Below are 14,824 nucleotides of genomic sequence, written 5' to 3' on the forward strand. Positions count from 1 at the left end.
CCACAATGCCTGTGGAACTGCCTGTGGATAACCTGAGTGAAAGCGCCTACAGGCCATGCTGCATATAGCCTGCAAAGGGGTGGTTATTTTTTAACCAGCCAGTCAAAACAACATAGAACACCTGTGCTGGTAGAATGCGCCGCTTATCCCGCCAAACCGCAGCGCACTCCATGACTCAGCCTTCGACCGCCCTCACCCCCCACGTTGCCATCATCGGTGGCGGCCCTGCCGGTTTGATGGCGGCCGAAGTGCTGAGCCAAGCCGGGATCAAGGTCGACCTGTACGACGGCATGCCTTCAGTGGGGCGAAAATTCCTGCTGGCCGGCGTGGGTGGCATGAACATCACCCATTCCGAAGCCTACCCGGCATTTCTCTCACGCTACGCCGAGCGCGCGCCGCAGATTGCGCCGCTGTTGCGGTTATTTGGCGCTGATGCGCTGTGCCAATGGATTCATGACCTGGGCATCGAAACCTTTGTCGGCAGTTCCGGCCGAGTATTTCCTACCGACATGAAAGCCGCCCCCCTGTTGCGCGCCTGGCTCAAACGTCTGCGAGACAGCGGCGTCGTTATCCACACCCGTCACCGCTGGCTTGGTTGGGATGACAGCGGTGGTTTGCGCATCGACAGCCCCGAAGGCGAGAAAACCGTCAAGCCTGACGCAACCTTGCTGGCCCTCGGCGGTGGCAGCTGGTCGCGGCTCGGCTCGGACGGCGCCTGGATGCTGCCACTGGAACAACGCGGCGTAAGACTCGCGCCGCTGCAGCCTAGTAATTGCGGCTTCGAGGTGCAGGCCTGGAGCGAGTTGATGGTCAGCAAATTCGCCGGCGCCCCACTGAAAAACATCGCCATCGGCCTCAATGACGACGTGCCGCGGCTCGGTGAATGTGTAATCACGGCAACCGGGATTGAAGGCAGTTTGATCTACGCCCTGTCGGCGCCGATCCGCGAAGCCATCAATCAGCACGCCTCGGCAACCATTCACCTGGACCTGTTGCCGGGCAGGCCTGTGGATAAAGTGCAGGCTGCGCTGAGCAAACCACGCGGTTCACGCTCCATGTCGAAACATCTGCACAGCCAGCTCGGGATCGATGGTGTGAAAGCGGCGTTGCTGCGCGAACTCACGCCAGCCGAAAGCTTCGCTGACCCGGCGCTGCTGGCCAAAGCGATCAAGGCGTTGCCACTGACGTTAGTGAAAACCCGCCCACTGGACGAGGCCATCAGCAGCGCCGGTGGCGTGATGTTCGAGTCGATGGATGAGCGTTTGATGCTCAAGCAACAGCCCGGCGTGTTCTGCGCGGGGGAAATGCTGGATTGGGAAGCGCCGACGGGCGGCTATCTGCTGACCGCGTGTTTCGCCAGTGGGCGAGCGGCGGGATTGGGGATGGTGGAGTGGTTGAAGCGAGGGGCGTGATGTGTTGGCCACACGTACTTCTACAGCCTTCAAGATCCACCCCTCACCCTAACCCTCTCCCCAAAGGGGCGAGGGGACTGACCGAGATGTACTTTCAAGCTACATCGACCTGAAAGTTCGAGTCGAACTCACGTTTGAAAGCTATGAAGATCGGCTCCCTTTCCCCCTCTCCCCCTTGGGGCGGTCCGACGTTTCGGGAGGGCTGGGGTGAGGGGTGGTTCTAGAACCGATCACACCATCAAGGCTTCTTCTTACGCGGCCCGGTATTAAACACCGGCACCTTGCGCACAGGTTTGATCGAAGGCTCCGGCGCCGACGCATCACCGCTCTCAACCCACTTGCCCAGGTTGCGTTTACCGCCACCGGAGGTCTTTGGCTTCTTCGGTTTTTTCGGCTTCTTGACCACCTGACCGCTGGCATCGGTATCCGGCACCCGGTGCTCAGGCTCGAAGTCATGCTCCATCTGGCGAGGCAATGTCTGACGGGTCAACGTCTCGATGGCCGACAGCAGATTCACTTCATCGGCGCAGACCAGCGAAATAGCCTGCCCGGTTGCACCCGCGCGACCGGTACGGCCGATCCGGTGGATGTAGTCCTCTGCCACGATCGGCAGGTCGAAGTTGACCACCAATGGCAAATCTTCGATATCCAGACCACGGGCTGCAACGTCAGTGGCCACAAGAATCTGCACTTCACTGGCCTTGAAACGGTCCAGTGCGCGCTGACGGGTTGCCTGCGGTTTGTCGCCGTGGATGCCGTCGGCGTTGATGCCCAGGCCCTGGAGTTTTTCCACCAGCGCGTCTACGCCGTTGCGGGTCTTGGCAAACACCAGCACCTGCTTCCACTTGCCCTTGCGCATCAAGTGAACGAACAGTTCCGACTTGCGCTTCTTGTCGACCGTCACCACCCATTGCTTGACGGTGTTGGCAGCCACGTTGCGTGGGCTGACTTCGATGCTCAGTGGATCGTTGAGCATTTGTCCGGCCAGCAAGCGGATCGCGTCGGAGAACGTCGCGGAGAACAACAGCGTCTGACGTTGCTTGGGCAGCACGCGGTAGATGTTCCCCAGTTCCTCGGAGAAACCCAGATCAAGCATGCGATCGGCTTCGTCCAGAATCAGGGTTTGCAGCTGATTGAACTTGAGGGCCTTCTGGCGATACAGGTCGAGCAAACGACCCGGCGTCGCCACCAGCACGTCAACACCCTTGCGCAGCTTCATCATTTGCGGGTTGATGCTGACGCCGCCGTACACCGCGTAAGTGCTCAACGGCAGGTTCTCGGCGTACTGACGCACGGCTTCGTGAACCTGTTCGGCCAATTCGCGGGTCGGCACCAGGATCAGTGCGCGCACCGAGTTAGACGCCACTTTCGGCCCTTCCATGGCCAGCAATTGCAGGAGCGGCAGCGCGAAGCCGGCGGTCTTGCCAGTCCCGGTCTGGGCGGCGGCCATCAGGTCGCGACCGGCCAGCACCGCCGGAATGGCTTGCGCCTGAACCGGCGTCGGGGTCTGGTAGCCGAGCGTCTCGAGAGAGCGCAGCAAGGGTTCGATCAGGCCAAGGGTGGCGAAAGTCATGGGATTACCGTAGGAAAAATCAGCGCGGGTGTGCAATGGCGCGCAGTTTACCCTAATTCACACGGGATTCTGTCGGCACAACAACGGCGGGCCGTTCAGGCGCACGGCGCCACTGCGGCAATCCGATCAGCACCACGGCGCTGATGATCACCAACATGGCCAGCGCTTCTTCGATCCCGATGGTCTCGCCGACAAACACGATCCCCAGCAACACCGCCACGGCCGGGTTGACGTAGGCATAACTGGTGGCCGCCGCCGGCCGCACGTTTTTCAACAGATACATATAAGCGTTGAAAGCGATGATCGAGCCGAAGAAGGTCAAGTAGGCCAGGGCCGCCCAGCCTTCGATCGGCGGCATGGCCTCCAGATGCTCACCACTCAGTGCACTGCCGATCAGCAGCGCGACACCGCCCACCAACATTTCCACGGCACTGGCCATCGCGCCCTGGGGCAACGGCAAGTGTTTGCTCCACACCGAACCGAAGGCCCAGGACGCAGCCGCGAATATCAGCAACATGGCACCCAGCGGGCTCGATTGCAGGTTGGAACCGAGGTTGAGCATGGCAATGCCGATCAGCCCGAGCACAATCCCGGCCCATTCGAGACGGGTATTACGCGCGCCCCAGAAATATCCGCAGAGCAAGGTAAACAGCGGCACCGTTGCCACCGCCAACGCAGCCACACCCGAGGCGACACCCATGTGTTCAGCCACGCTCACCCCGCCGTTACCGCACGCCAGCAGCAAAATCCCGATGATCCCGGCGGCTTTCCACTGCGCCCAGGTCGGTGCCGGCGCCCCGCGCCAACGCAGGAACGCATACATCAACGTCCCGGCGATTACGAAGCGGATACCGGCGAGCAGCAACGGCGGCCAGTACTCCACGCCGATGCGAATCACCAGGTAAGTCGAGCCCCAAATCACGTACAACGCGAAGAAGGCAGCGATCAACGGTATGGGAAAACGACGTAAGCCAGGCATGGGGCAGCTCGTAGGCAAGACAAGTGAACAGCTATTCTAGAAAGGCCAGCGGCGTAAAATAAGTTACAAAACCTGTTTATAGGGCCGGTACACTTTTCAAAACACGGAGATCATCGCTATAAACCGTGTTTTCGAAAGTCAGTCATTTTTCAGGAGTCCGACGATGGACAAATACGACCGCATGCTCCTCAGCGCCCTGTTGGAAAACGGTCGTGCGTCCTACGCCGACCTGGCGCGCAAGGTCAACCTGTCCGCTCCGGCCGTAGCCGAGCGCGTGGCCAAACTCGAAGCCTGCGGGGTGATCACCGGTTACCAGGCGAAAGTCGACATGGCCAAGCTTGGCTTGCCGATCCAGTGCGTGATCGAACTGCGTTTGAACCAGCACGGTAATCAGAAGGCCTACGACGATTTGATCAAAATCCCGCAACTGACCGAATGCCATCGGGTGACGGGTGATCCGTGTGTGATCATGCAAGCGGCCGTGGGTTCGATGCCTGAGCTGGAAGAGTTGATCAACCGGATCGCCAAGTTCGGGTTCAGCAAGACGTCGATTGTGTTGTCGAGCGCGATAGAGAAGCGCGTGCCGTTGGGGCAGTTGGAAGGATGACCAATCTGATGTCGAACGACAATCCCCGTGGGAGCGAGCTTGCTCGCGATGGCGACTGATCAGTCAACATTGATGTCGACTGACAGCCCGCAATCGCGAGCAAGCTCGCTCCCACAGGGGATTTGCATCGTTATCAGAACCCGCGATGACGCTTCAGGTGCTCATTGATCTTCGCCGCCGGCACTTTCTGCAAGCTCACCAGCAGATCATGCGACAACTCGCGCAACCCATGCTTGTGCCGCAACTCCTGCGCCAGATGCGCCGTCAGGTTGGCCGCCATCTCGGCATCGGCCATGGCCCGGTGAGCTTTACCGGTGTGAGGCAGGTTGGCGAACGTGGTGAGGGTGCCGAGTTTGTGGTTCGGCGCGGCGGGCATCAAACGGCGGGCCAGGAGCAGCGAGCAGGCGAAGTTCTGCAAGCGTGTGCGTTTGATCCGCCCCAGCTCAAAGTCCCAGAACTTCTGGTCGAACGCGGCGTTGTGGGCCAGCAGCGGTGTGATGCCGACGAATTCGTTGACCTCGTTCATCACCTGCTCGGCCGACGGTGCGGTGCGCAGCATGGCGTTGCTGATGCCGGTGAGTTGTTCAATGAAGGCCGGGACGCGCACGCCGGCATTCATCAGGCTCTGGTAACGCTCGACGATGCGCCCCTGTTCAAGGATCACCACGGCAATTTCCGTGGCCCGGCAGCTGCTGCTCGGGGAGATCCCGGTGGTTTCAAAGTCGATGACTGCTATGCGTTCCAAACCTGTTTCAACTCCGTAAAAATCAATTCTTGAGCAGCAAGGCGCCTTCGATCGGCACATAGCGGCTGGCGGCGCGGATCAGCGAATTGGCCGTCAGGCCCGGCACGCCGTAGGCCACGGCTTGCACCCCGTGCTTGGTGATGATGCGCTCCAGCAACATGTCGAAATCACCGTCACCGGAGGCCAGCACCACTTCGTCGACATGATCGGCGGCGTCCATGATGTCGAGGGTGATGCCCACGTCCCAGTCGCCCTTGGCCGAGCCATCGCTGCGCTGGATGTAGGGCTTGAGCTTCACAGTGAAACCGAGGTTGCGCAGGATCTGCTGGAATTGCTGTTGTTTGCTGTCGCCACGATCGATGGCGTAGGCATAGGCCTCGACGATATCGCCCTGTTTGCTGATATCAGCCCACAGCGCGGCATAGTTGAAATGGCAACCATAGGCCTGACGCACGGTGTAATAGAGGTTCTGGACATCGGCGAACACTGCGATTTTTTTCACCGGTCATCCTCGTTGGCGCGCCGGAGCGCGGGCAGGATCAGGCACCAGGCCCGAAAAGTTGCCCAGTATGCCAGTCTGAAGGATTGTTCCGCGAATAATCGGCCCGAAGCGCCGTAGCGCTCCGGACGAATGGCGTATCAGACGAAGGAATCGTCGTCGCCGCCGAAGAACGATGAGCTGTCATCGCTGTAGTCGGCGTCGGTAAAACCGCCCTGATCATTGGCGTTGTCAGCCACGCGCTGATCATCGCCCCAGCCGTTGCCACCGCTCTGATCGTTGACCTGAGCCGGTTCTTCCTTGATCACTTCAACCACTTCCGGCTGCTGATTGTGATGGAACAGGCTGCTGATACCTTGCGCCAGCATCACGCCACCGGCCACACCGGCGGCGGTTTTCAGCGCGCCCCCGAGGAAACTGCTGCCGGCAGGCTGTTGCGGCGCGTAATTCTGCTGAGGCGGCGCTGCACCGAAGTTCTGTTGTGGCGGTTGCGAGTTGAACGACGGCCGCGCCGGTTCACGCCAGCCGCCACCGCTCGATGCGGGTGGGCTTTGGGTCGGCGCTGGCTGCGGATCACGGGAACCGCCACCGAAGATGCTCGACAGGAAGCCACCGCTGCCCGGTGCCGCAGCAGCCGGCTGAGCCTTGGCCGATTGCAGTTCGGCCTGCAATTGCTGGACTTGCCGAGCGAGTTGTTTGTTCTGTTCGTCGAGGCTTTTGATGGCGGCCTCTTGCACCAGAATCGCCTGGGTCATGAAATAGCCCGCCGTGGGCTGGCGAGTCAGGTGTTCCTTGATCCGCGCCTCGGCCTGGGCGTCGCGCGGGGCTGAGTCCGTTTCGGCCTGTTGCAGCCGGGAAAACAGTCCATCGATCAGGGTTTGTTCTTCGCTGTTCATGGCGACCTCGTAGATTGCCGGGAATATCGTCACCCTTATCCACTGTGGATAAGGTGCTCATCCGTAATGGAGGCTGATACAGGATGTTTCAATGGTCTTTACCGAACGTTTACGTTTGCGCCCCAAAGCGCATCATCGGTTAAAGTGGGCCACTGCTTCCAACCTGCGATACCGACTGATGAATTCGTTCGATGTGCTGCGTGACTCTCTGTATTTCTTCAAGCGCAATCTGGGCCAGATCGTGCGGCTGTGCCTGCCGCTGGTGATCTTCGAGTCGCTCCTGCAACAAGTGGTCGACCACTCCACCGAGCCGGACAGCTTTCCCGGAATCAGCGTGATGGTTGGCTTGCTGGTTTATCCGCTGTACACCGCCGCGCTGATCCTGTTTCTCGATGCCCGCAGTCGTGGCGAATCACCGCGCAATCGCGACCTGCTGGCGATGTCCGCGACCCTGTGGCCACGCTTCGCCCTGCTCACCGCGCTCAACACCCTGCTGATCCTGATCGGCCTGTCGCTGTATTTCCTGCCGGGCATCTGGCTGATGGTGACGCTGGCGTTTGGCGAGTACCTGCTGGTGCTGCGCGGCTTCGCACCGCTGGCGGCGATGAAGGAAAGCCTGCGCCTGACCCGCGGCCATTTCCTGCGCATTCTGGTGTGCATTCTCTGTGTAATGGGCCCGTTGTGGGTGCTCAAGGGCGCGACCCTTGCGGTCTATCCCGAACCGCAGAACCCGGTGATTTCCGTGCTGATCGACAGTGCCCACAGCTTCCTGCAACTGTTCGTCAGCGTGGTGCTGTTCCGCTTGTTCATGCTGATCGACGAGGTGCCCGAGAAAATTGACGGGCCGCTCTGACCGCTCTACCCGTGGGCTTAAGGCCGTCTGTCGGTTATGCTCAGGCTCAACTTTTGTAACGCTATAAGCCGAGCCATGACCCGTCTACTGCGCTACACCCTGCTGGGCCTGTTGATCGTGACCGGCCTGATTGCCTTGCTGATCTATAACCTGACCTGGCGCCCCGAAGCCAAGGAAACCCTACCGGTCAGTTGCAACGCCCAGGCACCGACGCTGGTGCCCGGTCAGGCGCTGAAGGTGATGACCTGGAACGTCCAGTACCTGGCGGGAAAACGCTACGTGTTCTGGAATGACCTGGCGGCCGGCAATGACGAAAAACCCACGCCCGAAGACATGGCCTTCAGCCTCGATGAAGTGGCGCGGGTAATCCGCGACGAGCAACCGGACGTCGTGCTGGTGCAAGAGCTCGATGACGGCGCCAAGGCCAGCGATTACCAAAACCAGCTCAAGCTGCTTCAGGAGCGGGTCGCAGACTTGTATCCGTGCAGCGCTCACGCCTTCGACTGGAAAGCCGACTTCGTGCCTGAGCCACACATCTTTGGCAGCGTCGGCCGGCAACTGGCCACCCTCAGCCGCTACCAGATCGAACATGCCGAACGCCTGCAGTTACCGGTCGAACCAGCGAACTTCATCACCCGCCAATTCAAACCGAAAAATGCCTTGTTGGTCACGTATCTGCCGTTGAGCGACAACAGTCAGATAGCGGTGCTCAACACCCATCTGGACCGCGTTATCCCGCCCGGCGAAACACTGCAATCCCAGGTGACGGCCACGGTCAAAGTCCTCGACAAGCTCGAAAGCCGCGGCACGCCGTGGTTGATCGGTGGGGACTTCAGCCTGTTGCCGCTGGGGCAATATCGACGCCTGCCCGACGAGCAACGCACGCCCTACTCCGCCGACAGCGCGCTGCATGTGCTGTGGGACAAATACCCGATGATCCCGACCAACAACGAAGCCAGCGGCATCGACCGGGCGCGGTGGTTGACCCATTACCCGAATGATCCGGGCTTGAACGGCCCGGACCGGACTGTCGACTACCTGTTCTACAGTCCGCGGATCAAACGGGTCGAGGCGACGGTGAGACAGGACGACACCTTGCGGATCTCCGATCACTTGCCGGTGATCGCCCGCTTCCTGCTGCCGGCCAACTGACAACGAGCAACTGTAGGAGTGAGCCTGCTCGCGATGGCGTCGTGTCAGTCGACATCAATGTAGCTGGAACACCGCAATCGCGAGCAGGCTCACTCCTACAGGGATTGGTGCAAGGCTGGCATCAATGCACCTCCTCCAATCCGTCATGCAGCAGCCCGAAGATCTTGCGTTTCATGTCGATAAACGAGCGCTCCATGACCATATCCAGGGTCCGTGGGCGTTCGATCGGCACGTCCAGAATCTGCTTGATCCGCCCCGGCCGTGCGCCCATCACGTAGACCCGGTCACCCAGCAGAATCGCCTCGTCGATATCGTGGGTCACGAACAACACGGTCTTCTTGCTGTTGCCCCAGACCCGCAACAACAGCTGCTGCATTTGCAGGCGCGTCTGGCTGTCGAGTGCACCGAAGGGCTCGTCCATCAGCAGGATTTGCGGATCGTTGGCCAGCGCCCGAGCAATGGCGACGCGCTGCATCATGCCGCCGGACAGCTGCTTGGCGTAGTTGTCGGCGAACCCGGTCAGGCCCACTTCGTTGACGTAGTAGTCGACGATTTCCTTGCGCTGAGCGGCGGCCATACCGCGACGCTTGAGGCCGAACTCGACGTTCTGCCGCACCGTCAGCCAGGGGAACAGCGTGTAGCTCTGGAACACCATGCCGCGATCCGCACCCGGCCCTTGAACTTGCTGGCCCCCGACGTAGATTTCGCCTTCCGTGGGCTCATTCAATCCGGCGGTGAGGTACAGCAGACTCGACTTGCCGCAGCCCGAAGGCCCGACCAGTACAGCGAATTGCTGATCCGGCACTTCGAACGACACCTGATCCAGCGCGGTGAACACTCCACCATCGGGCTTTTGATAGCGAAGGCTGACCTTGTCCACTTGCAGCCGTGGCGCGGCGTGTACCGGCGCAGCCTGTGGCGTGATGAAACGAGGGTTGACGGCGCTTACTGAGCCCATGCGGCGATCCTCAGACGTAGGAAACGGAACAGTTGATCGGTGACCAGGCCCAGCAGGCCGATGATCGCGATTGCCAGGAAAATCACATCCACCTGAAAGCCGCGCATGGCTTTAAGGCTCAAGTAACCCAGACCGCTGGAGGCCGCGACCAGCTCGGCGACCACCAGGTAAGTCCAGGCCCAGCCCATGGTCACGCGCAAGGTGTCGAGCACACCCGGCAACGACGCCGGGGCGATCACATGCAGCACCGCATCGCGACGGTTAGAGCCCAAGGTGTAAGACGCGTTGATCAGATCCTTGGAGATGCCTTTGGACACGTCCGCGATCATCACCAGTTGCTGGAAAAACACGCCGAAGATGATCACCGACACCCGCTGCTCCAGACCGATGCCGATCCACAGAATGAACAGCGGCACAAACGAAGTTACCGGCAGGTAACGGATGAAGTTCACCATCGGTTCAAGGAACGCCTGAACGATGCGAAAGCTGCCCATCAGCAACCCCAGCGGCACCGCCACCAGCGACGACACGATGAAACCGACCATCACCACTTCGACGCTGGCCCACACATGCTGGCCGAGTGTGCCATCGCGGCCCAGGCGCACGGCGGCCTCGACCACCGCGCCCGGTGTCGGCAGGAACATGCCCGGCACCACGCCGCCGTAAGACAACCCGGCCCACAGGCCGACCAACAACACCCAGGCCAGACCGCTCGCGCTCCAGATCACCGAAACCGGCAAACCGGTCTTGGGCGTGATGCAGCGGCTCAGCCATGAATTGCGCTTGAACATGCAAACCTCCTAGAGCGGGCTGACGAAGCGGTTGTCGATCAGGTCGTCATTGCTGACGTTGTAGGGTTTGCCCTGCAATTCGCTGGCGGTCTCGTTGGCCAGTTTGATCAGCGGTTCGCTGTCGCCCGGGTTGCCCGGCGAGCCGAGGAGTTTTTCGCTCATGGCCTGATCGTAGAAGCGCACGCCTTGCGCAGCGGCGGCCAGTTCCTTCGGGTCGGCGAGGTAACCGCCAACGCCTTTGGCCATGATTTTGTAAGCTTCTTGCGGATGATCCTTGGTGTACTGGACCGCTTTGTACAAACCGGCCACCAACGCCTTGACGTCTTCCGGCTGCTTCTCGATGACCGTGCAGTTGAGCGCGACCACATCGACAATCACTCCCGGCGTGCTGCTGCTGTCGATCAGCACCTTGCCTTGTTGCTTGCTGCGAACCATCGACAGGTGCGGTTCCCACGTCACGGCGGCTGGCACGCGACCGGCGATGAACGCGGTGGCGGCGTCGTCGGCCGTCATGTTCTGCACGGTGATGTCACTCATTTTCATGCCGTGCTTTTTCAGCAAGTACGACAGCCAGAACTGCGAAGTCGAACCTTCGTTCACCGCCACGGCTTTGCCTTTCAGCTCCTGCAGACTCTTGACGTCCTTGCCGACCAAAACACCGTCGCCACCATGGCTGTCATCCAGTGCTGCGACGGCTTTGAAGCAGAATTGCGGGCGGTACTTGAGCACTTCGTCGATGGTCGACGCCGAGCCCGACAACTCGCCCGAGGCTTGCGCGGCCATGTACATCGAAGCCTCTTCGACGACAGGCAATTCGACGGTCAAACCGTTTTCCTTGAAGTAGCCCAGGTCCTGAGCCAGGTAGAGCGTGCCGTAACCGACCCACGTGGTGTGGCCGATAGAGAGGGTGCCGGCCTGGGCGCTGGTGGCGACCGTCGCGGCGATGGCGGTGACCGCCAGTGGATGAGCGATGCAGTTCAGCAAGGACTTGATCATGAAGCACTCCCAAAGCTGTTGATTTAGTTTTGTCATGGGCAGTACGGCCAGCGGCCTTGGGTTAGCTGTCACCTGCGGTCTCTGGTGGACTTTTTGGTGGGCAGCGTTCGGCTGACTGGCGAAGTCGATGTTGGCCCAAGGCCGGGATTAGTAAAATTAGGAAATATGTCGAGGCGAGCGATGAAAAAACTGGGTAGCGTGCGCTGCGAAAGGGCGCTGTGGGCGGGGGTGCACGGGGTGGGTGCAAAAGCCTGGAGAGGTGTGTTGAATGGGCGAAAGCAATCGCGAGCAGGCTCACTCCTACAGGGGGACTGTGTCACCTCTCTACCGAGGTCACACAGATCCAATGTAGGAGTGAGCCTGCTCGCGATAAGGTCCGCAGGACCTTCAGACAATGTCAGAGTCGGCCGAATTCCTGCGCCGTACGATCAACAGCTTTCAGGGTCTTGCCAACCAGTTCATCAACCTCTTCACGACTCGCAATCAACGCCGGCGCCATGATCATCCGCCCCAACGTCGAGCGAATAATCACGCCCTCTTCAAAGCCAATCGTGCGGCAACGCCAGGCAATGTCGTTCTCGTTGGTAAAGCGCTTGCGACTGGTTTTGTCTTCAGCCAATTGCAGCGCCGCCACCATGCCGACACCCTGAATATCGCCCACCAACGGGTGATTGCCGAACACTTCGCGCAAGCACTGTTGCAGGTAAGGCCCGATGTCGTCCTTGACCCGTGTCACCACCCCTTCATCGCGCAATGCCGTGAGGTTGGCGATGGCCACCGCCGCCGCCACCGGGTGCCCGGAGTAGGTCAAGCCGTGAGCAAACACCCCGCCCTGCTCCACCAACACCTGAGCCATTTTCTTCGACAGAATCAATCCGCCCATGGGGATGTAACCTGAGGTCAAACCCTTGGCGATCGACAGCGTGTCCGGCTCGAAACCGAAGTGCTCGTGGGCGAACCATTCGCCGGTGCGACCGAAGCCACCGATCACTTCATCGGCGCACAACAGCACGTCGTATTTACGGCAGATCCGCTGAATTTCCGGCCAGTAACTTTCGGGTGGAAAGATCATCCCGCCAGCGCCCTGGAACGGTTCGGCGATAAACCCGGCGACCTTGTCCGCGCCGAGCTCGAGAATCTTCGCTTCCAGTTGCTGCGCCGCCCGCAGACCAAATTCGGCCGGGGTCAGGTTGCCTTCGTGGGCGAAAAAGTACGGCTCATCGATGTGTTCGATGTCGGGGAGCATGCCGCCCATTTCGTGCATGAACTTCATGCCACCGAGCGCCGTCGCCGCCAGGGTCGAGCCGTGGTAACCGTTCCAGCGACCGATCATGACTTTCTTCTCAGGCTTGCCGAGAATCGTCCAGTAACGCCGTACGGTGCGGATCAGTACCTCGTTGGCCTCGGAGCCGGAGTTGGTGTAGATCGCGTGGCTGTAGTGCCCTGGCAACAGGCTGAACAGCAACTCCGAGAGCTCGATCACCTGTGGGTGGGTGGTGTGGAAAAACATGTTGTAGTACGGCAACTGCTCCAGCTGCCGGGTCGCGGCGGCAGCCAGGTCCTTGCGCCCGTAACCGAGGTTGGTGCACCACAGCCCGGACATGCCGTCGAGGTAACGCCGACCATCGTTGTCCCACAGGTGCAGGCGCTCGCCACGGACCATCACCCGAGGCCCTTCATCGTTGAGCGCTTTTTGATCGACGAATGCGTGGATGTGGTGCGCAGCGTCGGCGGCCTGGTAGTCGCGGGTTTCACGTGGTGTGGTCATCGCCAGTTCTCCGTTTCTTGTTGTTAGCGCAATTGAAACCAGGTGGTCTTCAACTGGGTGTATTTATCGAATGAGTGCAGCGACAGATCGCGGCCGAAACCGGATTGTTTGCCGCCACCGAAAGGCACGGTCACATCCAGCGCATCGACGCTGTTGACCGACACCGTACCGGCTCGCAATTGCCGCGCCACGCGGTGGGCGCGGTTTAGGTCATCGGTCCACAGCGACGCGGCCAAACCGTAGACGCTGTCGTTGGCCAGTTGCAAGGCGTGGGCCTCATCATCGAACGCCGTGACCGCCAGCACCGGGCCGAACACTTCATCGCGAAACAGCGGCATGTCCGGGCTCACGCCGGTGAAAATCGTCGGCTGAATGAAGTTGTCGGAGCCGTTGAAAATCGACTGTCGACCGCCACAAAGTTTCGTCGCACCTTGGCGTTCGGCCTGCTGGATGAACTTCATGATGCGCGCGGTCTGGCGGCTGTCGACGATTGCGCCGGCGCCGCTCGACGGGTCCAGCGGATCACCCGGTTGCCAACGTTCGGCGTGCACTTTGAGGCACTCGACGAACTCGTCATGAATCGAGCGTTCCACCAGCAAGCGCGAGTTGGCCGAGCAGACTTCGCCCTGATTGAAGAAGATCCCGAACGCGGCTTTCTCGGCGGCCAGATCCAGGTCCTGACAATCAGCGAACACCAGATTGGCGCTCTTGCCGCCACACTCCAGCCACACCTGTTTCAGGTTGGATTGCGCCGAGTACTGCATGAAATATTTGCCGACTTCCGTGGAGCCGGTGAACACCAGGCAATCGACGTCCGGGTGCAAACCGAGGGCTTTGCCGGTCTGCTCGCCGAGCCCCGGCAGCACGTTCAGCACGCCGGCTGGCAGGCCGGCTTCCAGCGCCAGTTCGGCCAGACGCAGGGCGGAAAACGGTGACTGCTCGGCGGGTTTGAGAATCACCGAATTGCCCGCCGCCAGCGCTGGCGCGAGTTTCCAGGCGGCCATGTCCAGCGGGAAATTCCAGGGCACCACGGCCGCAACCACCCCTAGCGCTTCGCGGGTGATGGTCGCCAGCACGTTCTGCGCGCTTGGGGCGATCTGGTCATAGAGTTTGTCGAGGCTTTCGGCGTACCAGCGAAACACCCCGGCGGCGCCCGGTACGTCGATGTTGTAGGCGTCCATCACCGGTTTGCCCATGTTCAGCGAATCGAGCAGCGCCAGTTCTTCGCGATGGCTCATGATCAGATCGGCCAGACGCAACAGCACTTGCTTGCGCTCACTCGGCGAACGCGCCGACCAGGTACCAGCCTCGAACAGGTGCCGCGCATTGCGCACCGCCGCGTCAACGTCTTCATCGCCGCACGCGGCCACGTTGGCCAGGCACTGGCCGGTGGCCGGGTTGATCGCAGCGAAGGTCTGCCCCGACTGCGCCGCACGGGGGTTACCGTCGATCACGGCCTGATCGGGAAACCGCAGCGCAGCGGCTTTGTTTTGCCAGAATGTAAGCTCGAACACGTTCAGATGCTCCATGGGCTTTCTTGTGGATTGGATGTTGGCCCAGGCCTGTGTCCAGTAAAAATAGTAAAAATGTCTTCG

Annotated in this window: 14 protein-coding genes; 4 read left to right on the top strand and 10 right to left on the bottom strand. The window is 60.6% G+C overall.

Annotation, left to right across the window (positions count from 1 at the left end; genetic code table 11):
- Positions 1 to 170 precede the first annotated feature (170 nt).
- Entirely contained in the window at positions 171 to 1,412 is a 1,242-nt protein-coding gene (locus tag VD17_RS27450) for a TIGR03862 family flavoprotein (RefSeq protein ID WP_185753234.1), read from the top strand.
- 238 nt (positions 1,413 to 1,650) lie between these two features.
- Here VD17_RS27450 and VD17_RS27455 read toward each other — a convergent pair whose 3' ends face one another.
- Positions 1,651 to 2,985, bottom strand: coding sequence for a DEAD/DEAH box helicase (locus VD17_RS27455; protein WP_046056574.1), 1,335 nt, complete (start codon positions 2,983 to 2,985; stop codon positions 1,651 to 1,653).
- Positions 2,986 to 3,037: 52 nt separating this feature from the next.
- Positions 3,038 to 3,964: a drug/metabolite exporter YedA gene (gene yedA, locus VD17_RS27460; RefSeq protein WP_046056575.1), complete on the bottom strand. Its 927-nt coding sequence runs from the start codon at positions 3,962 to 3,964 to the stop codon at positions 3,038 to 3,040.
- A gap of 163 nt (positions 3,965 to 4,127) precedes the next feature.
- On the opposite strand from yedA, the gene VD17_RS27465 reads away from it, so the two are divergent.
- Positions 4,128 to 4,571, top strand: a complete 444-nt coding sequence (locus VD17_RS27465; protein ID WP_046056576.1) for an Lrp/AsnC family transcriptional regulator — start codon at positions 4,128 to 4,130, stop codon at positions 4,569 to 4,571.
- A gap of 133 nt (positions 4,572 to 4,704) precedes the next feature.
- On the opposite strand, the gene VD17_RS27470 is transcribed toward VD17_RS27465, so the two are convergent.
- The 3 genes from VD17_RS27470 to VD17_RS27480 form a co-directional block, all read right to left on the bottom strand.
- The gene (locus tag VD17_RS27470) at positions 4,705 to 5,316 is read right to left on the bottom strand and encodes a 3'-5' exonuclease (protein ID WP_033054214.1); all 612 of its coding nucleotides are present in this window, start codon (positions 5,314 to 5,316) and stop codon (positions 4,705 to 4,707) included.
- Between the two features lie 22 nt (positions 5,317 to 5,338).
- Positions 5,339 to 5,818: a LabA-like NYN domain-containing protein gene (locus VD17_RS27475; RefSeq protein WP_046056577.1), complete on the bottom strand. Its 480-nt coding sequence runs from the start codon at positions 5,816 to 5,818 to the stop codon at positions 5,339 to 5,341.
- Positions 5,819 to 5,955: 137 nt separating this feature from the next.
- On the bottom strand, positions 5,956 to 6,711 hold the full coding sequence (locus tag VD17_RS27480; RefSeq protein ID WP_046056578.1) for a DUF2076 domain-containing protein: 756 nt from the start codon (positions 6,709 to 6,711) through the stop codon (positions 5,956 to 5,958).
- Between the two features lie 178 nt (positions 6,712 to 6,889).
- On the opposite strand from VD17_RS27480, the gene VD17_RS27485 reads away from it, so the two are divergent.
- Together VD17_RS27485 and VD17_RS27490 are read left to right on the top strand one after the other, a co-directional pair.
- A complete protein-coding gene (locus VD17_RS27485) occupies positions 6,890 to 7,564 on the top strand; it encodes a YciC family protein (RefSeq protein ID WP_046056657.1) in 675 nt (224 codons plus the stop codon).
- A 75-nt stretch (positions 7,565 to 7,639) separates the two neighbouring features.
- Positions 7,640 to 8,716: an endonuclease/exonuclease/phosphatase family protein gene (locus VD17_RS27490; protein ID WP_046056579.1), complete on the top strand. Its 1,077-nt coding sequence runs from the start codon at positions 7,640 to 7,642 to the stop codon at positions 8,714 to 8,716.
- Positions 8,717 to 8,837: 121 nt separating this feature from the next.
- On the opposite strand, the gene VD17_RS27495 is transcribed toward VD17_RS27490, so the two are convergent.
- The 5 genes from VD17_RS27495 to VD17_RS27515 all read right to left on the bottom strand — a co-directional run bounded on the left by VD17_RS27495 (position 8,838) and on the right by VD17_RS27515 (position 14,743).
- On the bottom strand, positions 8,838 to 9,674 hold the full coding sequence (locus tag VD17_RS27495) for an ABC transporter ATP-binding protein (RefSeq protein ID WP_046056580.1): 837 nt from the start codon (positions 9,672 to 9,674) through the stop codon (positions 8,838 to 8,840).
- The gene (locus tag VD17_RS27500; protein ID WP_046056581.1) at positions 9,662 to 10,465 is read right to left on the bottom strand and encodes an ABC transporter permease; all 804 of its coding nucleotides are present in this window, start codon (positions 10,463 to 10,465) and stop codon (positions 9,662 to 9,664) included. Before VD17_RS27500 ends, VD17_RS27495 begins: the two co-directional genes overlap by 13 nt.
- A 9-nt stretch (positions 10,466 to 10,474) precedes the next feature.
- Complete coding sequence (locus VD17_RS27505) at positions 10,475 to 11,461, bottom strand: ABC transporter substrate-binding protein (protein WP_046056582.1); 987 nt, start codon at positions 11,459 to 11,461, stop codon at positions 10,475 to 10,477.
- A gap of 397 nt (positions 11,462 to 11,858) precedes the next feature.
- Complete coding sequence (locus VD17_RS27510; RefSeq protein WP_046056583.1) at positions 11,859 to 13,229, bottom strand: aspartate aminotransferase family protein; 1,371 nt, start codon at positions 13,227 to 13,229, stop codon at positions 11,859 to 11,861.
- A 23-nt stretch (positions 13,230 to 13,252) separates the two neighbouring features.
- Positions 13,253 to 14,743 carry an aldehyde dehydrogenase gene (locus VD17_RS27515; protein ID WP_046056658.1) on the bottom strand — a complete coding sequence of 497 codons (1,491 nt, stop codon included), beginning with the start codon at positions 14,741 to 14,743 and terminating at the stop codon, positions 13,253 to 13,255.
- Between the last annotated feature and the right edge of the window lie 81 nt (positions 14,744 to 14,824).

The organism is Pseudomonas fluorescens (assembly GCF_000968015.1).
GTDB lineage: Bacteria > Pseudomonadota > Gammaproteobacteria > Pseudomonadales > Pseudomonadaceae > Aquipseudomonas > Aquipseudomonas fluorescens_W.